The sequence below is a fragment of the Ruegeria sp. AP11 genome (assembly GCF_056535865.1).
On sequence record NZ_JBQFJB010000002.1, the window covers coordinates 641528 to 666805 of the forward strand.

General features: G+C 58.6%; 23 protein-coding genes. 10 read left to right on the forward strand and 13 right to left on the reverse strand.

Annotation, left to right across the window (positions count from 1 at the left end; translation table 11 throughout):
* Positions 1-32: 32 nt before the first annotated feature.
* The 4 genes from ACR3E4_RS20820 to ACR3E4_RS20835 are packed head-to-tail and all read right to left on the reverse strand — an operon-like array spanning position 33 to position 4030.
* Complete coding sequence (locus ACR3E4_RS20820) at positions 33-359, reverse strand: cytochrome o ubiquinol oxidase subunit IV (protein ID WP_480531280.1); 327 nt, start codon at positions 357-359, stop codon at positions 33-35.
* Entirely contained in the window at positions 352-984 is a 633-nt protein-coding gene (locus tag ACR3E4_RS20825) for a cytochrome c oxidase subunit 3 (RefSeq protein WP_480531282.1), read from the reverse strand. The genes ACR3E4_RS20820 and ACR3E4_RS20825 overlap by 8 nt, the downstream gene beginning before the upstream one ends.
* A complete protein-coding gene (locus ACR3E4_RS20830; RefSeq protein ID WP_480531284.1) occupies positions 981-3071 on the reverse strand; it encodes a cbb3-type cytochrome c oxidase subunit I in 2091 nt (696 codons plus the stop codon). Before ACR3E4_RS20830 ends, ACR3E4_RS20825 begins: the two co-directional genes overlap by 4 nt.
* Complete coding sequence (locus ACR3E4_RS20835) at positions 3068-4030, reverse strand: cytochrome ubiquinol oxidase subunit II (RefSeq protein ID WP_480531286.1); 963 nt, start codon at positions 4028-4030, stop codon at positions 3068-3070. The genes ACR3E4_RS20830 and ACR3E4_RS20835 overlap by 4 nt, the downstream gene beginning before the upstream one ends.
* A 133-nt stretch (positions 4031-4163) precedes the next feature.
* On the opposite strand from ACR3E4_RS20835, the gene ACR3E4_RS20840 reads away from it, so the two are divergent.
* The 8 genes from ACR3E4_RS20840 to ACR3E4_RS20875 all read left to right on the forward strand — a co-directional run bounded on the left by ACR3E4_RS20840 (position 4164) and on the right by ACR3E4_RS20875 (position 14916).
* Positions 4164-5393 carry a lytic murein transglycosylase gene (locus ACR3E4_RS20840; protein ID WP_480531288.1) on the forward strand — a complete coding sequence of 410 codons (1230 nt, stop codon included), beginning with the start codon at positions 4164-4166 and terminating at the stop codon, positions 5391-5393.
* Between the two features lie 389 nt (positions 5394-5782).
* On the forward strand, positions 5783-7411 hold the full coding sequence (locus ACR3E4_RS20845) for a peptide ABC transporter substrate-binding protein (RefSeq protein WP_480531290.1): 1629 nt from the start codon (positions 5783-5785) through the stop codon (positions 7409-7411).
* Between the two features lie 67 nt (positions 7412-7478).
* Entirely contained in the window at positions 7479-8402 is a 924-nt protein-coding gene (oppB, locus tag ACR3E4_RS20850) for an oligopeptide ABC transporter permease OppB (protein WP_480531292.1), read from the forward strand.
* 10 nt (positions 8403-8412) lie between these two features.
* Positions 8413-9342 (forward strand): ABC transporter permease subunit, encoded by a 930-nt coding sequence (locus ACR3E4_RS20855; RefSeq protein WP_480531294.1) that lies wholly within the window; start codon positions 8413-8415, stop codon positions 9340-9342.
* Between the two features lies 1 nt (position 9343).
* Positions 9344-11149 carry an ABC transporter ATP-binding protein gene (locus ACR3E4_RS20860; RefSeq protein WP_480531296.1) on the forward strand — a complete coding sequence of 602 codons (1806 nt, stop codon included), beginning with the start codon at positions 9344-9346 and terminating at the stop codon, positions 11147-11149.
* A 212-nt stretch (positions 11150-11361) separates the two neighbouring features.
* Positions 11362-12255 carry a UTP--glucose-1-phosphate uridylyltransferase GalU gene (galU, locus tag ACR3E4_RS20865; RefSeq protein WP_480531298.1) on the forward strand — a complete coding sequence of 298 codons (894 nt, stop codon included), beginning with the start codon at positions 11362-11364 and terminating at the stop codon, positions 12253-12255.
* 28 nt (positions 12256-12283) lie between these two features.
* The gene (locus tag ACR3E4_RS20870; protein ID WP_480531300.1) at positions 12284-13720 is read left to right on the forward strand and encodes a mannose-1-phosphate guanylyltransferase/mannose-6-phosphate isomerase; all 1437 of its coding nucleotides are present in this window, start codon (positions 12284-12286) and stop codon (positions 13718-13720) included.
* 119 nt (positions 13721-13839) lie between these two features.
* A complete protein-coding gene (locus ACR3E4_RS20875; protein ID WP_480531302.1) occupies positions 13840-14916 on the forward strand; it encodes a DUF2793 domain-containing protein in 1077 nt (358 codons plus the stop codon).
* 34 nt (positions 14917-14950) lie between these two features.
* Here ACR3E4_RS20875 and ACR3E4_RS20880 read toward each other — a convergent pair whose 3' ends face one another.
* From ACR3E4_RS20880 to ACR3E4_RS20890, 3 genes are read right to left on the reverse strand one after another with little or no spacing between them, the layout of a single operon-like run.
* Positions 14951-16030 carry a helix-turn-helix domain-containing protein gene (locus ACR3E4_RS20880; protein ID WP_480531304.1) on the reverse strand — a complete coding sequence of 360 codons (1080 nt, stop codon included), beginning with the start codon at positions 16028-16030 and terminating at the stop codon, positions 14951-14953.
* A 52-nt stretch (positions 16031-16082) separates the two neighbouring features.
* Positions 16083-16820: an anti-sigma factor family protein gene (locus tag ACR3E4_RS20885; protein WP_480531306.1), complete on the reverse strand. Its 738-nt coding sequence runs from the start codon at positions 16818-16820 to the stop codon at positions 16083-16085.
* On the reverse strand, positions 16817-17341 hold the full coding sequence (locus ACR3E4_RS20890; RefSeq protein WP_480531308.1) for an RNA polymerase sigma factor: 525 nt from the start codon (positions 17339-17341) through the stop codon (positions 16817-16819). The genes ACR3E4_RS20885 and ACR3E4_RS20890 overlap by 4 nt, the downstream gene beginning before the upstream one ends.
* Before the next feature lie 97 nt (positions 17342-17438).
* On the opposite strand from ACR3E4_RS20890, the gene ACR3E4_RS20895 reads away from it, so the two are divergent.
* The gene (locus ACR3E4_RS20895) at positions 17439-18020 is read left to right on the forward strand and encodes a YceI family protein (protein ID WP_480531310.1); all 582 of its coding nucleotides are present in this window, start codon (positions 17439-17441) and stop codon (positions 18018-18020) included.
* Here the strand turns inward: ACR3E4_RS20895 and ACR3E4_RS20900 are convergent.
* The 6 genes from ACR3E4_RS20900 to ACR3E4_RS20925 form a co-directional block, all read right to left on the reverse strand.
* Complete coding sequence (locus tag ACR3E4_RS20900; protein ID WP_480531312.1) at positions 18008-18694, reverse strand: GntR family transcriptional regulator; 687 nt, start codon at positions 18692-18694, stop codon at positions 18008-18010. The two genes, ACR3E4_RS20895 and ACR3E4_RS20900, sit on opposite strands and share 13 nt — an antisense overlap.
* Before the next feature lie 92 nt (positions 18695-18786).
* Positions 18787-20022 carry an NAD(P)/FAD-dependent oxidoreductase gene (locus ACR3E4_RS20905; protein ID WP_480531314.1) on the reverse strand — a complete coding sequence of 412 codons (1236 nt, stop codon included), beginning with the start codon at positions 20020-20022 and terminating at the stop codon, positions 18787-18789.
* Positions 20019-20948: a 4-hydroxyproline epimerase gene (locus tag ACR3E4_RS20910; protein ID WP_480531316.1), complete on the reverse strand. Its 930-nt coding sequence runs from the start codon at positions 20946-20948 to the stop codon at positions 20019-20021. The genes ACR3E4_RS20905 and ACR3E4_RS20910 overlap by 4 nt, the downstream gene beginning before the upstream one ends.
* On the reverse strand, positions 20939-21898 hold the full coding sequence (locus ACR3E4_RS20915; RefSeq protein ID WP_480531318.1) for a dihydrodipicolinate synthase family protein: 960 nt from the start codon (positions 21896-21898) through the stop codon (positions 20939-20941). The genes ACR3E4_RS20910 and ACR3E4_RS20915 overlap by 10 nt, the downstream gene beginning before the upstream one ends.
* A gap of 121 nt (positions 21899-22019) precedes the next feature.
* Positions 22020-23078 carry an ABC transporter ATP-binding protein gene (locus ACR3E4_RS20920; protein ID WP_480531320.1) on the reverse strand — a complete coding sequence of 353 codons (1059 nt, stop codon included), beginning with the start codon at positions 23076-23078 and terminating at the stop codon, positions 22020-22022.
* On the reverse strand, positions 23075-23869 hold the full coding sequence (locus ACR3E4_RS20925) for an IclR family transcriptional regulator (protein ID WP_480531322.1): 795 nt from the start codon (positions 23867-23869) through the stop codon (positions 23075-23077). Before ACR3E4_RS20925 ends, ACR3E4_RS20920 begins: the two co-directional genes overlap by 4 nt.
* Positions 23870-24017: 148 nt before the next feature.
* On the opposite strand from ACR3E4_RS20925, the gene ACR3E4_RS20930 reads away from it, so the two are divergent.
* Entirely contained in the window at positions 24018-25277 is a 1260-nt protein-coding gene (locus ACR3E4_RS20930) for an ABC transporter substrate-binding protein (protein WP_480531324.1), read from the forward strand.
* Position 25278 lies beyond the last annotated feature (1 nt).

Below are 25278 nucleotides of genomic sequence, written 5' to 3' on the forward strand. Positions count from 1 at the left end.
TGAGGTATTATACCGCTGCCATCATTCTCGGCTCACATCATCGGCATATGCATCCGCATTGCCAAATTACCCAGGATCCAGACGGTTCCACCGATGATGATCAGCAATACCAGGGTCGAGAACAGGATCAAGTCCAGATCCTCGCGGCTGCTGCGGCGGCGGTCGATATGCAGGAAATAAATCAGTTGCACGAGCAATTGCGCCAGACCCAGCAGGGCGATGGTCAAATAGACGCCGGTGGTCCGGATACCGAAGTGATAGGCGATGCCGAAAACCAACAAGGTCAGCAGCAGCGAGCCGCCATAGCCGATGACATAGCGACGACGCTCGCGCCGGTGCATCTCGGTGCGTTTATCCATAAGACAGCCCTCCGAAATACACGATGGTGATGATGCCGATCCAGATCAGATCGAGGAAGTGCCAGAACAGCGCCAACCGTACCATACGCGACATCAGTAGGTCGGTCAGACCCATCACACGCAATTGGATGCCCAACACGATCAGCCACAAGCATCCGGCCGCCACATGCAATCCATGCAACGGAACCAGACCGAAGAATGCCGACAGAAAGCCGCTGCGCTGGGGCACGCCACCAAGGGCGGCCATGTTCATGAAGTCGCGGATTTCCAGCACCAGAAAGCTGAGCCCCAGCACCAGAGTAACGCCAAACCAAAGCACGATGCGCCATCTGGGCAGGTTGTATTTCAACGCAAGCATGGCCAATCCCACGGTCAGGCTGCTGGTCAGCAGGATCAGGGTCTGGGCGAAAATGCTCTTCAGATCGAACAACTCATGCGGTCCCGGCCCTCCGGCCTGCGCGTCGATCATGGTGATGTAGATCGCGAACATCAGGCCGAAATAGACCAGATCGCTCATCAGGAAGACCCAGAAGCCGAAGGTTACAACCTCGGTCGCCTTGTGCGCGCTGGCGTGATCCTCGCCCAGGTTGATGCCCGGATAGCTGTGTGATGGCGCGCGCCTCATGTCATCGCCTCCATGTCCGGGCGGGCAAGGCCGCGGTTTTCGGGGGCACTTTCGTGGTCGCGATCCACGGCGGGTGAGCTGCGGACCAGCGCCAGCCAGGCTTCGTGTTCCTTTCGGACATCTTCGGCGGGAATGATGATCTCGGTGCTGGTATCAAAGCTCCAGACGATGATGGCGAGGATTATGAGCACTGTCATCGACGCGGCCAGCCACCAGATCCACCAGACCAGAGCAAACATCCAGACACCGCTGAGTACACACAAGATAAAGCCAATCCCCGTGTTGCGCGGCATCTCGATATCTTCATAGGCGTCTGGCGCGGGGTAGGCGTCGCCGCGTTCCTTGGCGGCGGCAAAGTCATCACGTTCGGTGACGTTGGGGATGATGGCGAAGTTATAGGGCGGCGGCGGCGACGGGATCGACCATTCCAGCGTGCGCCCATCCCACGGGTCGCCCACCGGCGCGCGTGCCTGATCGCGATCGCGGATGCTGACCCAAAGCTGGATCAGGACCGAGAACAACCCGCAGGTGATCACCAGCGCGCCGATCACGGCGGTGATCATATAGGGGTGAAAGCTTGGGTCCTCCCAACTGAACGACCGGCGTGGCATGCCCATCAGGCCCACGAAATAAAGCGGCATGAAGGTCAGCAGGAAGCCGACGGTCCAGCAGAAAACCGAAACGCGGCCCCAGAATTCGTTCAGGCGAAAGCCAAATGCCTTGGGAAACCAATAGTTATAGGCAGCCAGCAGGCCGAACAGAACGCCCGGCAGCAGAGCGTTGTGGAAATGCGCCACAAGGAACAGCGTGTTGTGGACCTGATAGTCGACGGTCGGATTAGCCAGGATCACACCGCTGAGACCGCCGATCACGAACAGCATCAGGAAGGCCAGACCATAGAGCATCGGCACTGAGAACCGGATGCGCCCGCGATAGAGCGTTGCCATCCAGTCATAGACCTTTACCCCGGTTGGGATGGCGATCAGCATCGTGGCGATACCAAACACCGCATTGATCAACGCGCTTTGACCCATAGTGAAGAAGTGGTGCAGCCAGACCGTGAAAGACATGACCGCAATCGACATCGTGGCGATGACCAGCGAGTTGTAGCCATAGAGGCGCTTGGCCGAGAAGGTGGCGAAGACCTCGGAATAGATGCCATAGGCGGGCAGCACCAGCAGATAGACCTCGGGGTGGCCGAACAGCCAGAACAGGTTGGCATAGTTCATCATGTTGCCGCCCAGATCATTGGTAAAGAAGTGGAAATCAAGATAGCGGTCGGCGGCCAGCAACAGCGCCGCGACACCCAGCGGCGGCATGGCAAAAATGATCAGGATCGAGCTGCAGATAATCGTCCAGCAATACATCGGCAGCCGCATGAACTTCATCCCCGGCGCACGCAGCTTGTAGATCGTGACGGCGAAATTGATGCCGGTCAGAGTGGTGCCGACGCCCGAGACGACGATGGCCCATATCCAGTAATCCGGCCCCACCCCCGGATTGAACGCGGCCCCGGTATAGGGCGGATAGGCCGTCCAGCCTCCGGTCGAGAACTCTCCCACCACTAGCGACACCATCAACATCATGCCTGCGGAAACGGTCAGGCCAAGACCGATTTGGTTCATCACCGGAAACGCCACGTCGCGCGCCCCGATCATCAAGGGGACAACGTAATTCGCGACGCCAAAAACGAATGGCACGGCGACAAAGAACACCATGATGGTGCCATGGGTGCTGAACAGTTCGGCAAAATGTTCGGCTTCAAGAAACCCATCCCCCGGCCCCGCTGCCTGTTGGGCCCGCATCACCACGCCCTCCAGCACGCCGCGCGCCAGCATGACGATGGCGAAGACGATATACATGATGCCGATCTTCTTGTGATCCGCGCTGGTCAGCCAGTCGCGCCACAATGGCCCCCAAAGGCGGAACCATGTCAGAATGCCAATGACGGCCACGACACCGACAACAACGATTCCAGCGGCTGCGTTGGCCACGATCTCATTTGCGTTGGGGTTCTGGATGAGCCCGGTAATGGGGAACGCATCCCAACTCAGGCGGCCAAAGAATCCGGTATCGGCGGATGTCATTGGCCCACCTCCTGCCCGAACGCTGACGTGCCGGGCTGCTTGTCCAGTGGCAGTGGCTTTCCGCTGTGATACCTTCGAAGGATGTTGTGGAACAGGTCACCGTCATCCAGTTTGAAATAAAGTGCATCTTCGGGCATCTGAGCGGTGCCGAGCGCGGCCTGAACCTCATCCCGGTCGGTGCGCATCGCGAGTGTTTGATAGGTCGGCGGGTCAAGAAGAATGCCGTTCCTGCGGACGTTGTCGACCCAGGTGTTGAATTCATCTGGCTGCATGGCGACCGCCTGAAATTTCTGTTTGGTAAAACCGCGCCCGTTATACTGCGTATTCTCGCCCTGCATCGTTTCGGGCATGTCCGCCACCACATGCAACTGCGTCGTCATGCCGGGCATAGCATATATCTGGCCTGCCAAGGCTGGGATCATGAAAGATTGCATCACGGTATCGGTGGTCAGCGTCATCGCCACCTGCTGTTTGACCGGGATACCCAGCTCTCCGACGCTGGCGATACCCAGATCGGGATAGATGAACAGCCATTTCCAATCCAGACCGACGACCTGCACCCGCAGGGCAGGTTCTTCACCGAACGGGGCGCTATAGGGATCGAGACGATGCGTTGCCTTCCAAAGATAGAAAGACAGGATCGCCACGATCACAACCGGCACGCCCCACATCAGAAACTCCAGCTTCGCCGAGAAATCCCAATGCGGGGTGTAAGCCGCTTTCCCCCCCTTGTGGCGGCGGTAACGCAGCGCAATCAGCGGCACCAGAACCAGAACCGGGACCACCGCGATCAGGATCAGAGCCGTCGCACGCAGCAGGTGCGTTCGTTGTACCGCTGCAATCGGACCTTGCGGATCCATGAAACTGTCGCTCGCCCCGGCGGTCTGGGCCGATACAAGCAGGACGGCAAGCGCCGCAAGAACTTGCGCCGACGCAGTGGACATCCGAAAAATGCTCACGCCTGTTGGTCCTCTTGCGGCTGGGTTCTCCGCAACTATCGGCAGAGTCAGAGAATTTCTCAAGTTATTTTCGGGAAAAGGCATCCAATTGCGCCTGTTGACATAAAAGGTCGCGCGCGCGAGACCGGTAGAGATGCAACGGGTTCTTGCCATTCTCTGCCTGACATTGCTTGCAACGGCTACGCTCGCGCAGGATCGCGCAGCGGTTGAACGCCAGTTCCGGGACTGGCTGCATCAGACCATCTGGCCGCAAGCCAAAGCAAAGGGCGTTTCACAGCGCACCTTTCAGCAAGCCTTTGAAGGCGTTTCGTTGAACTGGGATTTGCCGGACCTGGTGCCTCCCGGAGGCAAAAAGAAGTTGCCGAAGACACAGCGGCAGGCTGAATTCGGCTCGCCCGGGCGCTATTTCAATGCGGGGTCGGTACAAGGTGCGACCTCGGTGGGCCGCAAAATGGCGCGGCGCCATGCGGACACCCTCGCGCGGGTCGAGGCAAAAACCGGGGTGCCCGCCCGCATCATTCTGGCCATCTGGGGACGCGAAAGCGGCTATGGGCAGGTACCGATCCGCCACAATGCCTTTCAGGTTCTGGGCACCAAAGGGTTCATGAGCACACGCGCCGACTATTTCACAGGCGAATTGATAGCGGCCTTGCAGATCGCCGAGGCAGGACACACGCCCGTTTTGAATAGCAGTTGGGCGGGCGCCCTAGGGCAGCCGCAATTCATGCCAACCAGCTTTCTGACTTATGCAATCGACGGGAACGGCGATGGACGCGCCGATATCTGGAATTCCGAGGCGGATACCATAGCCTCCATCGGAAACTACCTGGCACGACATGGCTGGATCGCTGGCCGCGACTGGGGCTTTGAAGTGAACGTACCACGCGACGTCTCGTGCGCGTTAGAGGGGCCGGATCAGGGTCGGCCGATCCGCGACTGGGCCGCGATGGGCATCACGCGTGTCTCTGGCCGACCATTTCCTGCACATGAAATGCCCGCCGAAGGCTACCTGATGATGCCAGCAGGTCGGAATGGTCCGGCCTTCATCGTGACGCCGAATTTCTACGTGCTGAAGGATTACAACACCAGTGACCTCTATGCACTGTTCGTCGGTCATGTCGGGGATCGTATCCAATACGGCGTCGGAGATTTCAGCGGACTCTGGGGCAAGGTCGGCGGGCTCTACCGCTCGGATATTGCCCGAATGCAACAGGCTCTGGTCCGGCAAGGCCACGATGTGGGTGGTGTCGATGGATTGCCCGGTTACAAAACCCGCCGCTCAATCGGGCGCTGGCAGGAGGCGACCGGCCAGCCGCCCACCTGTTTCCCCGAGGCGCAAATGAAAGCCCGCCTGGAGCCCTGAACCCGCCACTGATTCGCCATCTTCGGGTATTTTGCACAACTCATTCACGCTATTCGATATGTTGTGCTTCACGAAAATGTCATAGTGGCGAGATGTTTCAAAATTTTATTTCGAGGGCGCTGCCCGTTACGGTTTCATTCGACCTTTGACCTAACGACAACCTTAAAACTCTTTACCTTTGCCCAAAAACTGGCACGTTTTGCGGTAGTGAAAGACAACTTTCGCAGTTGATTTTCCGACATCCCCTGCCGTGCGAGGCCCGCAATTTCCGGCCCTTTTCGCGATTCAGATCAAAGCGACACTGCAGCAGATAGCGGAAACACAAGGGTAGTCGACCCCGCGACACCTTTCGCGTGGGCTCTGGTTGCCAAGAAAATGGGAGTAAACACATGAACAGAATAATCCGAACCTCGCTGGCGGGGCTGTTGTCCTCAACTATCATCGCAGGCGCTGCAATCGCCGCTGGTACGCACCCGGAAACCGGGGAAGCGCTGGCCGATGATCAGACTTTTACCTATCGCATTCTGGACGAGCACAGCTCGGTCGATCCGCAGGTTGTCGAAGATGTCTCGGGTGCCGAGATCGTGCGCGACCTGTTCGAAGGTCTCATGAACCAGGATGAAGAAGGCAATCTGGTCCCCGGTGTCGCCACTGGTTTCGAGGTCAACGACAGCAAGGATGTCTACACTTTCACGCTGCGCGACAATGCGAAATGGTCGAATGGCGATCCGGTTACTGCAAGTGATTTCGTCTTTGCCTGGAAACGTGCCGTCGATCCGGAACTGTCTTCGCCCTACGCATGGTTCATGGAACTAATGTCGATCGAGAATGCGGCAGAGATCATCGCTGGCAACGCATCCGTCGACGATCTGGGCGTCAAGGCCATCGACGACAAGACACTCGAAGTCCGCCTGAGCGCGCCGCTGCCCTACTTCCCGCAAATGACCACACATTCGACGACCTTCCCTGCCCCGCAGAAAGTGATCGAAGAGTTCGGCGATGCATGGACCAAGCCTGAAAACATCGTCTCGAACGGCGCATATGTCCTGACCGAGCATCTGCCGCAGGAACGCTCGGTGCGTGAACGGAACGAGATGTATTGGGACAATGACAACACCATCGTCGACAAGGTGGTTGCGCTGGTCATCAACGATGAAAACGTCGCTCTGACCCGCTATCTGGCCGGCGAACTGGACCGTACCGAAATTCCGGCTGGTCAGTATCCGCGTCTGAAGGAAGAGCATCCGGTAGAGGCCATCAGCTTCCCGCGCCTGTGCAACTATTACTACACCTTCAACCTGTCCGAAGGTGGCCCCGAAGCGTTCAAGGACCCCAATGTCCGTCAGGCGCTTTCACTGGCCGTAGACCGGGCAATCATCACCGAGAAAGTGATGGCCGGTGGTCAACCCCAAGCCTACACCTTCGCCCCCGAAGCCACAGCAGGCTTCACCGTTCCAACCGTCGAGATGGCGTCGATGAGCCAGGCCGAGCGCGACGAATTGGCGAAAGAACTGCTGGCCGAAGCGGGCTATGGCCCTGACAATCCGCTGAGCTTCGAGATGGTCTACAACACTTCGGAAAACCACAAGAAAGTTGCAGTGGCGCTGAGCCAGATGTGGAAACAGAAACTGGGTGTTCAGGCCGAACTGGCCAACATGGAATGGAAAGTGTTCCTGGAAGAGCGCGGCAACCAGAACTTCGATCTGGCCCGTGGCGCCTGGTGTGGCGACTATAACGAGGCGTCCACCTTCCTTGATCTGCTGCAGTCGGATTCTGGTTACAACGATGGCAAGTACAACAATGCCCGCGTCGATGAGCTGCTGGCCGAGGCCAAAACCTCGGACGATCCGGCTCCCTTGTACACCGAGGTTGAGCGTATCATCGCGCAAGAGACCCCTGTGATCCCGATCTACCACTATGCCGGAGTCTACATGATGGACAGCGATGTGGGGAACTGGCCGGTCAATAATGTCGAGCAGAACTGGTACTCGAAGAACCTCTATAAGCTCGCCGAATAATCGTCATTGAACCGCGCTCTGCCCCGGGAACGCCCGGGGCAGAGCCAATAAACATGGGGGCAGAATAATGCTTGCCTATAGTGTTCGGCGACTACTGGTCGCAATTCCGACGATCCTGCTGCTGATCGTCGCCTGTTTCTTTCTCATGCATGTTGCGCCCGGCGGACCTTTTACCTCGGAACGGCCATTGCCACCGCAGGTTCTGGCCAATATCGAGGCGCGCTATGGGCTGGACCAACCGCTGTGGAAGCAGCTGTGGGACTATCTTTACAACATCGTCGTGCATTTTGATTTCGGACCGTCCTTCAAGTTCAAAGATCGGGACGTGAACGACATCATCGCTCAGGGTTTTCCGATCTCGCTGACCTACGGATCTTTGTCGTTTCTGTTTGCGACCGCCGTGGGTATCAGCCTGGGCATAGCGGCTGCAATCAGACATAACACCTGGATCGACTACATTGCCGTCGGTCTTGGGATTGCCGCGCAGGCATTGCCGAACTTCATCATGGGCCCGATCCTGATCCTGACCTTCACCCTGTGGCTGGGTTGGCTGCCGGGCGGCGGCTGGCACGGCGGTCAGTGGCAGTATCTGGTGATGCCGGTGATCGCGCTGGCTACGTCCTACATGGGCTCGATCGCGCGGATCACCCGGTCATCGATGCTGGAGGTTCTGAACTCGAACTTCATCCGCACCGCACGGGCCAAGGGATTGCCGACCAGAACCGTGATCTGGCGTCATGCGCTGAAACCGACGCTTCTGCCGGTGGTGTCCTATCTGGGCCCGGTCTTTGTTTATGTACTGACCGGATCGGTTTTCGTGGACATCTATTTCTCGACCGGCGGTTTGGGGCAGGCTTATGTCGGCTCGGCCCTGTCGCGCGACTATGCGGTGCTGTTGGGGGTCACGATCCTCTATGGCGCACTAACCGTAATCGTGAACCTGCTGACCGACCTGGCCTATGCCTGGTTCGATCCGAAAATCCGTTATTGAGGGGCTGGCGATGCTTGGAAAATCACAAAAAGCCGCCCATCTGGCGGAAGACATCACTGACTACACGGTCATTCAGGGGCGGTCGCTTTGGCAGGATGCGCGGATTCGTTTTGTCCGCAACAAAGCCGCAATGGCGAGTGTCTTCATCCTTGCTATGATCGTATTGTTCACGATCTTTGGCCCGTATTTTGCCGTCTGGAACAATGAAGAGATCGACTGGAACGTCATGGGGGATGTGCGCGGCATGGGCATGCCGTCCATCGAGACCGGTCACTTTTTCGGCGTCGATGATCTGGGGCGCGATCTTTACAGCCGCGTTATTCAGGCGACCACCACTTCGCTGCTGGTGGGCCTGATCGGGGCTGCGACGGCGCTGATCGTGGGCACATGCTACGGCATCGCGGCTGGCTACATTGGCGGGCGCACCGATAGCGTGATGATGCGTTTCGTTGACATTCTGCTGGCGATCCCGGCGACATTGGTCATCATCCTGCTGCTGGTTGTCGCAGGACGGTCCTTCTTCATGCTGTTCATTGCCCTTGGCGCGGTGGGCTGGCTGACCATGGCGCGGATCGTGCGCGGGCAGACCCTGACCCTGAAGAACCGCGAGTTCATCGAGGCCGCGCGTGCCGCCGGTGTCAGCGAGTTCACCATCATGTACCGCCACATTCTGCCCAATCTTCTGGGTGTGGTGATCGTATATGCCTCATTGCTGGTGCCAGAGATGATCCTGACCGAGAGCTTTATCTCATTCCTCGGTCTCGGGATCTCGGAACCCTACACCTCGCTGGGTCGTCTGATTGCCGAAGGTGCTGGCACGATGAGTTACGGCACCCTGTGGCAGTTGATGTACCCGCTAACCTTCTACGTCACCATCATCATCACGATGTTCTTCATCGGTGATGGTTTGCGTGACGCCCTGGACCCGAAGGATCGCTGATATGAGTTTGTTCTCCGTCAAGGACCTGAGCGTCCAGTTCGACACCCCCGATGGTGTGGTCGAGGCCGTCAAAGGCATCAGTTTCGACATCAACCCCGGCGAATGCCTTGGCATCGTGGGCGAAAGCGGGTCGGGCAAAAGCCAGACCTTCATGGCCGCAATGGGCTTGTTGCCGCCCGCCGGACACGCCTCGGGCTCGGCCATGTTGAACGGCAAGGAAATCCTGAACCTTCCGATTAACGCGCTGAACCGCATCCGTGGTGCGGATGTGGGCATGATCTTTCAGGACCCCCTGACCGCCCTGACCCCGCATTTGCGCGTTGGTCAGCAGATGCGCGAAGTGTTGCAGATTCATGAGGGTCTGCAGGGCCCTGCCGCGCGTCAACGCTGCTTGGACTGGCTGAACCGCGTGCGCATCCCCGAGGCGGCGCGCCGTCTGGACCAATACCCGCACGAACTGTCGGGTGGCATGCGTCAACGGGTGATGATTGCCATGTCGATGCTGTGCAATCCCAAGCTGTTGATCGCGGATGAGCCGACAACTGCGCTGGATGTCACCGTTCAGGCCGACATTCTGGACCTCATGGTGCGCCTGCAAAAGGATGAAGGCACTGCCATTGCCCTGATCACACATGACATGGGTGTGGTGGCGCGGATGTGCGACCGGATTCAGGTCATGCGCATGGGTGAATTTGTCGAATCTGGCGACACGCGCGATATTTTTAACGCGCCACAACATGACTATACCCGCACCTTGTTGGAAGCCATGCCGCGCATTGATGCGGGTGACGCGCCGAAGGCACTGCCCGTGGTTGATGAGCCACTGCTAAAGGTCGATGACGTCAAAGTTCACTTCCCCATTCAAATCTCGGGCGGGCTGTTCGGGCGAAAGGTGCCGTTGAAAGCGGTTGATGGCGTCAGCTTTGACATTCGCAAAGGTGAAACCCTGGGCGTCGTAGGCGAATCCGGATGCGGCAAATCCACGCTGGCGCGGGCTGTGCTGCAATTGATCGAACCCAGCGCAGGCAATGTCAGCTGGTTGGGAAATCCGATTGTCGGATTGAAACGGGCCGAGCTGAACAAGTATCGCAAAGACCTGCAGATCGTGTTCCAGGACCCTCTGGCCAGTCTCGACCCGCGCATGACGATCTCGGCCTCGATTGCCGAACCCCTGAAGACCTATCGCCCTGACCTGACCGAGCGCGAGCGCAAGCAGATGGTGGCGGAAATGATGGAGCGGGTCGGTCTGAACGCCAACATGATCAACCGCTATCCGCACGAGCTGTCTGGTGGTCAGAACCAGCGGGTCGGAATCGCCCGCGCGATGATCAACAAGCCAAAACTGATCATCTGTGACGAGGCAGTTTCGGCGCTTGACGTGTCCATTCAAGCCCAAATCGTCGAATTGTTGCGTGAACTGCAACAGGAATTCGGCCTTTCGATGATCTTCATCAGCCATGATTTGTCGGTTGTACGGGCGATCTCGAACCGAATCATGGTTCTGTATCTGGGTCGCATCGTCGAGCTGGGCGATGGTGAGGTGATCTGTTCAGATCCAATCCACCCCTACACCAAGTCGCTGATCTCGGCTGTACCTATTCCCGATCCGGATGTCGAACGCAGCCGTCAAAGGCTTAAATTGCCGGGAGAATTGCCCTCACCAATGGACCCGAAGGCAGCGCTGCGGTTCTTGCCCAGCCGTTTGTCGACGGGTCAGATGGATTATGTCCCGCAACTCAGCGAAGTCGCGCCGGATCATTTCGTTGCAGAACATGACTCGCTTGAAACCATCATGGCCAACGGCTGACGCTCTGAGCACCCCCGATTCTGTCTCAGGTCGGGGGTGTTGCTTTTCTGCTGGTCTGGTTTGCTTTTGACTCTGGCCTGATGTTGATGGCAAGTTTTAACCGGCCCACGCTGTTCCTGCCTGGGGCGATTGATTGATACGGATTTAAGATTTATGTGGAGGCGCCGGCGCTGATACGACCTGCCGGCAAAGCATCGAATTTGAGAGGTAACATGACACGCAAGGTCACCAAGGCGATTTTCCCGGTTGCAGGAATGGGTACGCGCTTTCTGCCGGCGACCAAATCGGTGCCAAAAGAAATCATGACATTGGTTGACCGCCCTTTGGTCCAATATGCCATCGACGAAGCCCGCGCGGCCGGGATCAAGGAATTCATCTTCGTGACGTCGCGCGGCAAATCTGCGCTTGAGGATTATTTCGACCACAATCTGGTGCTGGAACAAGATCTGAAAGCAAAGGGCAAGGACGAACTTCTTGAGGTTCTGAACAAGACCAACATGGAAAGCGGCGCGATCGCCTATATCCGGCAACACAAGGCGCTGGGGCTGGGTCATGCGGTATGGTGCGCAAGGCGCCTTATCGGGGATGAACCCTTTGCCGTCATGCTGCCTGACGACGTGATCGCCGCAGACAAACCCTGCCTGCAACAGATGGTTGAAGCCTATGAGGAATCCGGCGGCAATATGGTGGCCGCGATGGAAGTTCCGAACGAGAAGACAAGCTCTTACGGAGTTCTGGATACCGGTGAAAATGTAGGCACCGTTGTCCGGGCACGGGGCATGGTGGAAAAACCAAAACCCGAAGAGGCCCCTTCAAACCTTGCCGTGATCGGTCGCTATATTCTGCGCCCATCGGTTCTGTACAACCTGAACCAAAAGAAAGCGGGCAGCGGCGGGGAAATCCAGCTGACCGACGCAATTGCCGAGGATATCGCCAACGGTGTACCGGTTTTTGGCTACAAGTTCGATGGTCGGCGGTTCGACTGCGGTTCAAAAGCGGGCTTCCTGCAGGCAACCGTTTCGTTTGCACTGGATCGTGACGATTTGCGGGACGATCTGAGCGGATATCTGCACGACATCGTTGCTTCGGACCGGGCAGCCCAATAACAAGATCCGGTCTGAGGGAGCAGCCATCATGAGCAAGGTCTATCCGGTCATCCTGTGTGGCGGCTCTGGTACACGGCTTTGGCCGTTGTCACGCAAAAGCTATCCCAAGCAGTTTGTATCGCTGATTGGTGAAACCAGTCTATTGCAGCAATGCGCCAATCGAATGAGCGGCCCTGATGACGCCCCTTATGGCAAGCCGTTGATTCTGACCAACGAAGCTTTTCGCTTTGTGGTGCCCGAGCAGCTGATGGCCATCGGCATTGATCCTGGCCCCATCCTGATCGAGCCCGAGGGGCGCAATACCGCCCCTGCTGTTCTGGCCGCCGCGCTACATCTTGCATCAGTCGACCCGGAGGCGGTGATGCTTGTGGCCCCATCGGATCATGTGATCCCCGACGCTTCGGCGTTTTACGCGGCCGTGGCCGAGGGCACCCGCGCAATCGCCGAGCGTGGCGATCTGGTAACTTTCGGCATCGCCCCCGACCGGCCCGAGACCGGTTATGGCTATCTCAAGTTGCGTCATACACCTGACGCCACCGGCGCGGCCGTTCCCTTGGACCGATTTGTCGAGAAACCCGATTTGGAGAATGCCAAGGCGATGATGGCCGAGGGCAGCTATCTTTGGAACTCGGGTATCTTCCTGTTTGCCGTGCAGGACATCCTGAAAGCGTTTGAACAACATGCGTCGGACTTGGTGGCCCCGGTCCGTTCCGCAGTTGAGCAGGCGCAGACCGATTTGGGGTTCCTGAGGCTTAACCCAGAAGCTTGGGCGACGGTCGAAGACATCTCAATCGACTACGCGGTGATGGAAAAAGCCGACAATCTGAGCGTCATTCCCTATGCCGCCGGGTGGTCCGATGTGGGCAGCTGGTCTGCAGTGCAGGAGTTGGGCAATCCCGATGCAAATGGCGTCGCAACCTCGGGCGAAGTGACCGCCATCGATTGCCGCAACGTGCTGGTGCGGTCAGAATCCCCGGCACAGGAAGTTGTCGCAATGGGGCTTGAGAATGTGATCACCGTTGCAATGCCTGACGCGGTGCTCGTGGCCAGCATGGACCGGGCGCAGGACGTGAAACAGGCGGTTGCGGCTTTGAAGGCCAAAGGCGCGAAGCAAGCGGAATCTCTGCCTGTTGATCACCGCCCATGGGGCTGGTTTGAGAGCCTTGTGATTGGCGACCGGTTTCAGGTCAAACGCATCCACGTCCATCCCGGCGCTTCGCTCAGCCTGCAATCGCATCACCATCGGTCGGAACACTGGATCGTTGTGGAAGGAACGGCTGAGGTCACCATTGATGACAAGGTGCAGTTGGTTTCCGAAAACCAGTCGGTCTATGTGCCGCTGGGGGCCGTGCATCGGATGGTCAATCCAGGCAAGGTTCCGATGGTACTGATCGAGGTACAGACCGGGACCTATCTGGGTGAGGACGATATCATTCGCTATGAAGATATCTATGCCCGCGATTAACGGCAGTCTTCGTTAACAACCGACAAATCGGGCGTTCGGCCCGGTCAGGCGGGATTCACGCGGATCACGGCAGTGTGGCGCGCAATCATCGTCGGACCGACAGCCACAGGAGGACGCCCGTGCCACAGAACTCACCCCGATTGAACCTGCCCTATCTGCAACCCGCGCAAGCCCAGAAACATGTCACCCATAACGAGGCGCTGCTGGCGCTGGATCTGGCCGTTCAACTGAGTGTTTCTTCGCTAAACGCAACAACACCGCCCGCTGTACCGGATCAGGGAGAAGTCCATGCCCTGGGCGCTGCCCCGACCGGAGATTGGAACGGACATGCAGGCCAGCTGGCGGCATGGGTTGATAACGCCTGGCATTTTGTGACGCCGAACACCGGGTGGCGCGTCTGGGATCAGAGTTCGGGCCTGATCAAAGTTTGGGACGGGGCCGCATGGATCGATCCGCCCATAAGCACGCAGAACCTGACCGGTGTGGGGATTACAACCAACTCTGACAGTACCAACCGACTGGCTGTGCGCAGCCCCGCCACGTTGCTGACCCATGAAGGTGCCGGGCACCAGTTGAAGGTCAACAAGGCAGGCACGGGGGATACCGCGTCGCTGCTGTTTCAGTCAAACTGGACCGGCCATGCCGAGATGGGTCTGTCCGGCAGCACCGATTTCTCGATCAAGGTGTCTCCAGATGGCGGCAGTTGGACCGATGCGCTGCGGATTGATGCCGCGACCGGCGTGGCAAGCGGCGCGGCGGTGCAGAACAGTGCCGAAGACACCACCCCGGGTCGCCTGATGCGTGCAGATTATGGCTATGGGCCTGGTAATCTGTTGGGCACCGTATCCGAAAGCGGAGGAACCCCCGGCGGTGCCGTTATCGAACGCGGCAGCACGGCGGGTGGGGATTATGTACGCTTTGCCGATGGAACCCAGATTTGTTCGGTTACCATGAGCGCGGTGACATGCACCGTCACCGCAGGGGCCCTGTACACCAGCTCAACCACAACCTGGGATTTCCCGATGGTCTTTGCCAGCGGCACCACACCTGCTCTGAGCGGCAATGGCGGCGCGCTCACCCGGTTCGTTGGCTTCGACACACCGTCAGAGACCCAGGTCACCTGTCAGATCATGTCAGTGACATCAGACGCGGCAGCCGTGCCGCCGACACTTATAGCAGTTGGCCGCTGGTTCTGACGGCTCGGGCCGCTTGACCCTGTGGGTCGGGCGGTCACAAATCTGCGGTCCAGACTCGGTAACGTCCCTGCCCTGTCACCTCGCGGATCAGGCCTCTTTTGGTGAATGTGATCAGGTTGCGCTGCACGGCGGCGCGCGAGGATTTCGTCAACTCTTCGGCCAGCGGTGCCGAAACCATCGGCCAGGCGGTCAATACGTCGATCAGGACGGGTGGCGTGCGGCCGCTCAGATCGGATGTTGCTTCGCGCGCGCGCGCCTCCCAGGCGCTTATCCGATCCAGATGAAGCAGGGCCGCAAGCGCGGCCTGACCTGCGCCGCCCACCCAGGCCGACAGTTTTTCTTCGACAGTACCGGCCCCGCGCAGCGCACCTGGTCCGGACAAAGCCAGCGGCATGAACACGGCCCCGCCCCGGCCCATCGAGGCGGCATGACGGTTCGCGACAATGGCGGCCTCGGTGTCCTGACCGATGCCCGTTGAAAACGCGCGCCATGCGTGAAATCCAATCGCTGCCTGGGTCACCGGATGGACACCATCGGCGCTGCGCATAACCTCGGCCAAATCGGCAACCGATTCTGGCACTTCCTCGATCCCCTGCGCCTGACGGTCGAGGAAAGCGGTAAGCCCGGCCTCCCACCCGCCTTCCGAAGGGGTTGCCCCCGAAGTCAAACGCCGTACCGCCCAGCCTGCCCGATAAAGGGCCTGCACGTCATCGCTTGTCGAGCCGATCCGTAGGCCGGTCCAAAGCGCAAGGCGATCAACGCCGATCCGGTCGCCGGTCCACCAGCCCAGATCCGAGACCTCCATCAACGCCAACCGATGCCCCCACCCCACCGGGCCCGCGCGCAATCGTTCATCCAGCGCCCCGAAGGTCAGGGCGAGATCTGCAAGTTCGGCCGAAAGCTCAGACTGTGCTGCGCGCCAGTCTCTTACATCGAAAAGCAGGTTCTGCTGAGGCCTTAGCCCCGGGGTCAGCAGGTCTTCCGGGTCTTCCTCGTCAGCAGGGGGAAGAAACCACAGATCCTCTTCCTCGGGTGGATCGGTGTCGTAGATGCTGCGAGGCCCCTCTTCGGGGGCCTCTTCATCCGTATCCGGCGTCAGGGGTTTCGGCGTCATGGCCATTATTCTTCGACCATTTGGCGCGGTTCACAAGAGATATTCCGCCCGATCACCCCGTGAAGATATCGGTCAGGATGCTCAGCTCGCTGTTCAGATCGGTCTGCGGATTATTGCCCAGCAGCATATAGCCATAGCCGTCGCCCGCCCAGGTGGCTGTCGCCAGACCGCTGAGCACGGCAAGATTTACATCCTTGGCAGGAGCGTCGCCACCCTGACGGATAATACAGAACGCAAAGGGGCGTCCCTGCGCATCGGCAAAAACGATCTGAATCAAAGGCTTGCCGTTGAATGACAATACCTGAGCCCGCTTCAGGTCAAGCCCGGGCAGCGTTTCCAGCACATCGCGGTTCAGCGACCGCCCCAGTTCGGCCTCGGCCCGGGCAAACTGTGCATCCAGCGCCTGGGGTGAATTATCCAGAGACGCAATGGTTTCCGGCACATAAAGGGACTGATAGATCGCGGCCTGTTCCGCCCAGCCCAGCTCGGCCGGTCGCGTGGCCCAGAAGGTTGCCGAAACTGCGATAACCGACACCGAAGCTGCCACGGCCAGCAAGCGTAGCGGACCCGAAGACGTCTGCGTTACCGTGGGCGCGGGCAATTCGATTTCAGGTGCCTCGGCGGGAAGCCCCTCAAACGCCTTTTGAACCGCTGCGGCAAACGGATCCAGCGCCATCAGTCGGAATTCGAGCTCCGGGTCATCGGCCAGCGCATCTTCGATGGCCCGAGCCTCGGACTCGTCCAGATTGCCTTCCAGATAGGCCAGAAGCGTCTCGTCTGAAAACTTCATCTGCCACTCCGTCGAGCGATGCCACCTGCGTCGTGAAGCATCACGGATTTCAGTTTCTGCCGGGCATTGGACAATCGACTCATGATCGTACCGATGGGAACGTCCAGCATGGCAGCAGCTTCGCGGTAGCTGTATCCTTCAACAAACACAAGCATTACTGTCTCACGTTGAGCCTCTGGCAGTTGCATCACTTGAGTAAACACCTGAGCAGCGAAAATATTCGTTTCTGAATCGGGTCCGGATGCGACCAGTTCACATTCAGGTGTTACCGACAGCGCCTGCGCTTTGCGAACCGAACGCGCCCGGATTTCGTTCAGCCAGATCGAGCGGCAGATTGTCATCAACCAACTGTCCAACCGGTCATAGGACGTCACCTGATGGTGTTTCTCCAGCGCCCGCAGCGCCGTGGCCTGCAACAGATCATCCGCGATATCCGACGCCCCCGACAAAGCAAGCCCGAACCGCCAGACCCGTTTCGAATGTGCCTGGATTGCGCCGCGCACGGCTTGTTCGGAACTCATTTCAACACTCATCGAATAAAACGCGACCTACCTGTGTTTGTTAGATATGGGACCGGGCCCGCTTGGTCTGAACTGACACAGACTCTGGAGGAATGAAATGAAACTTCTGTTGAGAACATTCACGATTGCGTCGGCAATTATTGCAACGCCGGTACTTGCAGCCAATTGGTCATTAAACCCGGATGCCTCGCATCTGGCTTATGGCACAGTGAAAATCGAGGATGTGGGCGAGGTCAATTCCTTCTCGAACCTCTCGGGCCATGTCACCGAAGACGGCAAGGTCGAGATCGACATCGACCTGTCGTCGGTCGAGACCAATATCGATATTCGCAACGAACGGATGATCGAACATGTATTCCGCAAAGCGGCCACGGCGACCCTGTCGGCACAGATCGACATGGACACGGTCTCGAAACTGGCCGTGGGTGAGACCACCGTGATGGAGGTGGATGCGAAACTGTCGCTGGTCGGCACCGATGTCGATTTCTACACCGATCTGTTCATCCTGCGCGTCAGCGAGGAGTCCGTCATGGTTTCGACCAATGACATGGTCTTTATCAGCACCGAAGATGCTGGCGTGACCCCCGGCGTCGACAAGCTGATGGAACTGGCACAATTGCCCAGCATCACTCGCACCGTTCCAGTCACAGCGCGCCTGATGTTCACTCAGGAGGGCTGAGACCCTGCGGCGCGGCGGGCTGTCATCAGAGTAATGAGTTCTTCCTTGGTTCGCCCGATATGCGCCGCAAGCAAAGCGCAGGCCGCGTCTGTCTGACCGGCCTGCGCCAGTTGCAACAGCTCCCGATGTTCTTTGCGCGCCGCGCTGCGCTGCTGGTTCACGCTCAGATGCATGCGGACATAGCGATCAGATTGCAGTGACACGCGGTACAGCAGATCATTGGTCAGGCCACGCCCCGCTGCAGCGTAAAGCGCCGCATGAAAACGATGGTTCAGCGCGCCCCATTGGCCGACATCATTGGCGTCATACGAGGCCTCCATCTGCTGCAAGATGTCCTTGCATTCGGCAAATTCCACGGTGGTCATGGCGGGAATGGCGCGGCGGAACAGATCCACCTCAAGCAGGACCCGCAGGTCGAAAATCTCGGCAATCTCATTCAGCGAATGTTCAGTGACCGAGGCGCCACGATTGTTGGTCAACACGACCAACCCCTCGGCATCCAACTGTTTCAGAGCCTCACGTACAGGCATGCGAGACACATCGTACTCTTCGGCCAATGCCTCTTGCCGGATGGTTTCCCCCTCGGACAGATCGCCGCTGAGTATCCGTTCGCGCAGGTCACTGGCGATTACTTCGGGCAGGCTTTGCCGGGTTATGGCGCGCTTGGGTCCCATGTCATTCGCCCCGGGTGTTGCTCAGCGGACTAGAATGCGGGAATGAACCCTTACGCGGTTTGTTCAGCATGAAGCAACACATGGCACCTCCCTCAAAAACGATTGGCAGAGTACAGTTGCAAAGAAATCGCAGGCGTCTGATCGTCGATCAACGCGCCGATCAATTCCGCCGTTCCGGCCGATTGGGTCAGTCCGAGATGCCCATGGCCAAAGGCGTAGATCACGTTTGCAGACTTTGCCGATTGCCCGATCACCGGAATGCTGTCCGGCATCGAAGGCCGAAAGCCCATCCACTGCGTGCCGCCTTCGGTTTTGAGGCCCGGCAAAAACTGCGTCGCCTTTTGTAGCAGAATATCCGCGCGTTTATAGTTCGGAGGCAATTTCAGACCGCCGAGTTCGACCGCACCGCCAATGCGAACCCCGCCGTTGATCCGGGTGGCAACAAAACCGTGGCGCGAGAAAGTCAGATGCATCCGCAAGTCAAAAGCACCCTCGGGCAGGGTCGTATTGTATCCACGCTCGGTCTCAAGCGGGATGTGATCACCCAGCGTCCTTGTCAGATGATGCGACCATGCGCCGGCAGCGATGATGGCGCGCGGGGTCGTGATCTTGCCGTCGGCATGGACGATCCCAACACCATCTTCACGAGCCACCAGGGCGCGGATGTCGCATTGTTCGATCTGCCCGCCACGATCCCGGAACGCCTTCGCCAGATGCTCGACCCAGGCTTTGGGGTCTACCGTATTCAACCAGTTCGGTGTGAACCCCGCATGGGTGAAACGCGGGCTGAGACCCGGTTGTTTCTCGGCAATCGCAGCGGTGCTTTCCAGCAGTTCAAATTCGATCCCATGGCGGCGGCGCAGTTCCCATGTGGGCAGGCTGGCGCGGAAATCCGCCTCGCTTTCATACAACTGCATTTGCCCGTCGCGCTGCATCATCCCCTCGCCATCAACCGAAGAGATCAGCCGCTCGAGCGCGGCCGACGACAAGTCCATAAGTTGCGCCTGTGCATTCAGCAGGCTCTCATACCGGCTTCGGCTGCTGGCGCGCCAGAACCGGTACATCCATGGCGCAATCTTCAGGGCATAAGACGGCGGTATCGAAAGCGGCCCCAGCGGATCAAGCAGCCATTTGGGCGCTTTGCGCATGATGCCGGGCGTGGCCAGCGGCTCGACTTCGGTGAAGGCAAAGGCCCCCGCGTTACCCGCCGAGGTTTCGGCAGCAACGCCTTTTCGGTCCAACACGCGGACCTGATGCCCCCGGCGCTGCAACTCCAGAGCGGTGGTGATGCCGATCACCCCAGCCCCGATGATGGTCACTTCAGTCATGTTTCGATCCCTGTGCGAAACGGGTCTTGTGGATCAAAGATCAGCTTGGCTTCGGACATGACATAGGCCTGTCCGGTGATCTGCGGTATCACGCCGCCATTCGGGCCTGATTGATAAGACAAACGATAGGAACTGCCAATCACGCTTTCCTGCACGATCTCGCACCCGGGCTTCAGCAGACCATCCGCGGCCAGACACGCCAGCCGCGCTGAACTGCCCGTCCCGCAGGGCGAGCGGTCATAGTTGTCGTCCGGGCACAGTACAAAGTTGCGGCTATGCGCGCCGCTGGAGGAATGGCCCTGCAGGATCACGTGGTCCACAGGCTCGCCCTCCTCGCCCCCTGCCCCGGCGGCGATTGAGGATTCGCGGATCGCAATCGACAATTCGGTCAGCGCATCGATATTCCCAGGCATCACCGGGATCGGGCTGGGATCGACAATGAAGAACCAGTTGCCGCCATAGGCGATATCTCCGGTTATCGATCCGTGGCCGGGCACGTCCAGCGACACGCTCTGCCGCACTCGACGGCTTTCGATATTTGTCACGGTGACCGTATTGGCGTCATGCAGTTCGACCGTCACGACACCGGCTGGTGTTTCGATGCGATGCTCTCCGACACCGATCCGCCCCATATGCGCCAGCGTCACGGCCATACCGATGGTGCCGTGCCCACACATGCCCAGCACAGCATCCACATCGAAATAGATCACGCCCGTCACGCAGGAAGGGTCCGTCGGCTCAACCAGCAATGCACCGACCATGGCGGGTTGCCCGCGCGGTTCCAGCATGACCGAGCGATAGAATCCTTCATGCTCGGTAGCCAGCCGCCGCGCCCGAACAGCCAGCGGCCCGGTGCCCAGATCAGGGGCGCCGTCCAGAATGACCCGTGTCGGCTCACCCCCGGTGTGGCTGTCGATTACATGCATTCAGCGATCACTCCGCCCTGCTTCGACCAATCGGAGAACCAGTTGCGGAAAAGGTCATATTGCTGTTCGCAATAGTTTCGCTGCGCGTCGGTCAGCGCGTCGGATTCATTGAAGTGCAGGCGATACTCATCTTCACCGTTCAGCACCAGAAGGTGCTTGTAATACAACACAAGATCCGGGCCTTCATCGAAGCTGGACAGAACGTGGATCGCTTCGGTCAGTTCCTGCGCGCGCTGGCGGGCTTCGGCGTGACCTGTGGCGGCTTTCTGAGAGAGCGCGGCCAGCAAAAGCGCCTCACGCGGCAACGCAGTTCCAATCCCCGTGATCGAACCGGTTGCACCGCAGTTGACGAAACCGTGGAAAACCTCGGTATCAACGCCGACCATCAGCGTGACCTGATCATCCTGGCTGGTGATGTTCTCAGCGGCATAGCGCAGATCAGCCTTGCCGCCAAACTCCTTGAAGCCGACCAGATTTGAATGCTCGGCGCGCAAGGCAAAGAACAGATCGGCCCGTGTGGCAAACCCATAATAGGGGCTGTTATAGATGATCGCGGGCACATCCGGCGCGGCCTCGAGGATCGCTTTGAAATGGTTCTTCTGCGCTGTCGGAGAGCTACCACGCGACAGAACGCGTGGAATCACCATCAGCCCCGCCGCTCCCATCTTCTGCGCATGAGCGGCATGGGCTACCGCAGATTTGGTATTGATCGCACCGGTTCCCACAACGACAGGCAGACCTGCTTCAATGAGGCGCTCAACCCCTTCCATCCGCTGCGCATCGGTCAGCAGCGGCCAGTCCCCCATCGAGCCGCAATAGACAACCGCCGACATCCCGGCCGCGATCATCTCTTGCCCTTTGCGGACCAGCGCATCGAAATCCGGCTCACGACCGGGCGTGCAAGGGGTCATCAGGGCGGGCATTGTACCGGTGAAAATGTTGCTTGGCATCGTGGGGTCTCCATTGAACAGGCGCACGATTCTCCAGTATCGGATATTGGATACAAAATCTATCAATAGATTTTCACACTCTTCCGGCACGGTACCATTCGAAGAAGTTGTGGCTGGTAATTCAGCGCAACCGTTGACCGGTCTCCGGATCAAACAGCATGGCACGTTCCGGACGGAATGAGATGCCAATGCGTTCCCCGGTCTTGCTGCGTTGGTCTTCGCGCTCTTCAACGATCAGTTTGTCGCCACTGGGCGTCAACAGATAGGAGTACGAAACGCCGCCAAGCGCTTCGGTCAGGTCGACCGTACAGGTATCGCCGGTGCGATCCACCTGTATGTGTTCGGGCCGAATACCCAGCGTGACTTTTGAAGCACCCGGCGGCACGCTGTTGGTAACCGGGATTGCCTCGGACAAAGCGGGGTGGCGCACGGTGCCGTCAACCACATCGCATTCCAGGAAATTCATCGCAGGCGACCCGATAAATCCGGCGACAAACCTGTTGTCGGGGTCGCGATACAGATCCATCGGAGCACCGACCTGTTCGATTCGACCATCGCGCAGCACGACGATCTTGTCGGCCATGGTCATCGCCTCGACCTGATCATGCGTCACGTAGATCATTGTCGCGCCGATTTCATTGTGCAGGCGCGCGATTTCAACCCGCATCTCGACCCGCAATTCGGCGTCGAGGTTCGAAAGCGGTTCATCGAACAGGAACACTTCGGGCCCGCGCACGATGGCGCGACCGATGGCCACCCGTTGCCGCTGCCCACCGGATAGCGCTTTGGGCTTGCGTTTCAGATACTGGTCCAGCTTCAGAATGCCCGAGGCTTCCTGAACCTTCTGGTCAATCTCGGCCTTCGCGACACCGTTCATCCGCAGGCCAAAGCCCATATTTTCAGCGACCGTCATATGCGGATAGAGCGCATAGGTCTGGAACACCATCGCCACCCCGCGCTTGGCCGGGTCCATATGCGTGACATCACGCGCACCGATATGAATCTCGCCGTCCGAAGTTTCCTCAAGCCCCGCGATCATCCGCAATAACGTGGATTTGCCACAACCCGAAGGACCAACGAAAACGCAGAACTCACCATCTTCGATTTGCAGATCAATCCCGTGAATGACCTGAGTCTGTCCATAGCGCTTGATCGCGTTTTTTAGCGTTACACCTGTCATGTCGCTTGTATCCTGTTCTTCTGGCTTTCGGGAAACCGCCATGCCTGCGCTTCGGCTCCGATTTTCTCGGCAACTTGCCGGACACGAGGCACCCATGCTTCCAGCTGTTCGAAATTCATCCGACTGGTTGATCCGGTCACCGACAGCGCGCCCAGCACACGACCGCCGGGGGTCAGGATCGGGCAGGCCACGCAGATGATGCCGGGCTCATGTTCTTCATCGTCCACCGCGTAACCCCGGCCCCGGATCAGCGCCAGATCGGTCCGCAGCGCCTCTTCCGAGGTCAGCGTTTTGTCGGTGAACCGATGAAAGCTTTGCTGTGAGATCGTTTTTTGCAGCGGGTCGTCTTCCAAAAAGGCCATCATCGCCTTTCCGACACCCGTGCAATATGCGGGCCCCACTTTCCCGGCCTCGGAATACATCTCGATCGGTCGCTGCGCATTGCGCTTGTCAACATACAGCACCTGCCCCGAATCGAGTTGAGCCAAATGCACAGTCTCTCCGGTCTCTTCGCTCAGCGCATCCAGAAATGGCCGCGCGATAGGAGCCAGCGAGTTCTGGGTCCAGGCCGAATGCGCGAGGCGGACCAGCCGCATTCCCGGCGAATAACTCTGACGTTCGGGGTCATAGCTCAGCATGCCCTGATTGGTCAGCGACTGCAGAAAGCGATAGAGCGTTGCCTTCGGAAATGCACTGCTTTCCAGCAATTCGCCAAAGCGCACCGGACGTTTGAACGACGCCACCTGATCCAGCACATCACATGCTTTTCCTATTGTTCCGTCACCTGACACGGGTGCCTGTGCTCCTCCGGTTTCACGTGGCGTGGCCACGTTGGTCTTGACAAGACTAGCTGAGTCGATGTGTAGTTTTCAATATATAAAACAAGGTTTCATTATTTGAAACTATATAAACCAGAATGGAAGCAAAAGGGAGGAAACCATGCATTCCATCTTCAAGCGTACGACGGCTGCTCTGGCCATGAGTGTCGCGCTTGCCATCCCGGCATCCGCCGAGCTGACCGGCGAGCTGCGCATTTTCCTCGACACATCGAACCCGGCGCCACGCGCGACGATGGAGGCGATGATCGAACGGTTCCAGCAGCAGCATCCGGATCTGGCCATCGAAACCACAGTGATCGATCGCGAGGCCTATAAGACTCAAATCCGTAACTTTCTGACCGCCGACACCCCTGACGTGGCCACATGGTACGCTGCCAACCGGATGAAGCCTTATGTCGAGGCGGGACTGTTCGAAGATGTATCCGACCTGTGGGCCGAGCCTGCAATCGCTGACAATCTGGCCTCGACCAAAGGTGCGATGACCATCGACGGCAAGCAATGGGGCGTACCTTATACCTACTACCAGTGGGGCGTTTATTATCGCAAAGACATCTTTGACGAACTGGGGTTGTCCGAGCCGACCACCTGGGAAGAGGAACTGGCCAACTGTCAGAAGATCGTCGATTCCGGCCGTGCCTGCTATACCATCGGGACCAAGTTCCTGTGGACCGCAGGCGGCTGGTTCGACTATCTGAACATGCGCACCAACGGGTTCGACTTCCACAACCAACTCGCCAATGGCGAAATCAGTTGGGAGGATGACCGGGTCAAACAGACCTTCGCCAACTGGAAACAGCTGATCGACATGGGTGCGTTCATCGACAACCACCAGACCTATAGCTGGCAAGAGGCTCTGCCCTTCATGGTCAACGGCGAAGCCGCCGCTTATCTGATGGGCAACTTCGCGGTGGCGCCTCTGCGTGAGGCGGGCTTGAGTGATGACCAACTGGATTTCTACCAGTTCGTTGCCATCAACCCCGATGTCGAACTGGCCGAAGATGCGCCGACGGACACGTTCCACATTCCGGCCAATGCCTCAAACAAGGAAGCCGCGCGTGAGTTCCTGCGTTTTGTTGTTTCGGCGGACGAACAGACCGAGATCAACAATGGCGCAAATCTCGGCCAGTTGCCGGTGAATGCGCAATCGGCGGTGGATGACGACAAGTTCCTGCAGCAGGGCTTTACCATGTTGTCGTCGAACAGCCCGGGCGGCGTTGCCCAGTTCTGGGACCGTGACGCACCGGCGGAAATGGCCAAGGTGTCGATGGAAGGCTTTCAGGAGTTCATGGTCAAGCCTGACAATGCCGACCGTATCCTGGCCAAGCTGGAGCGCGCGCGCCAGCGTATCTACGACAACTAAA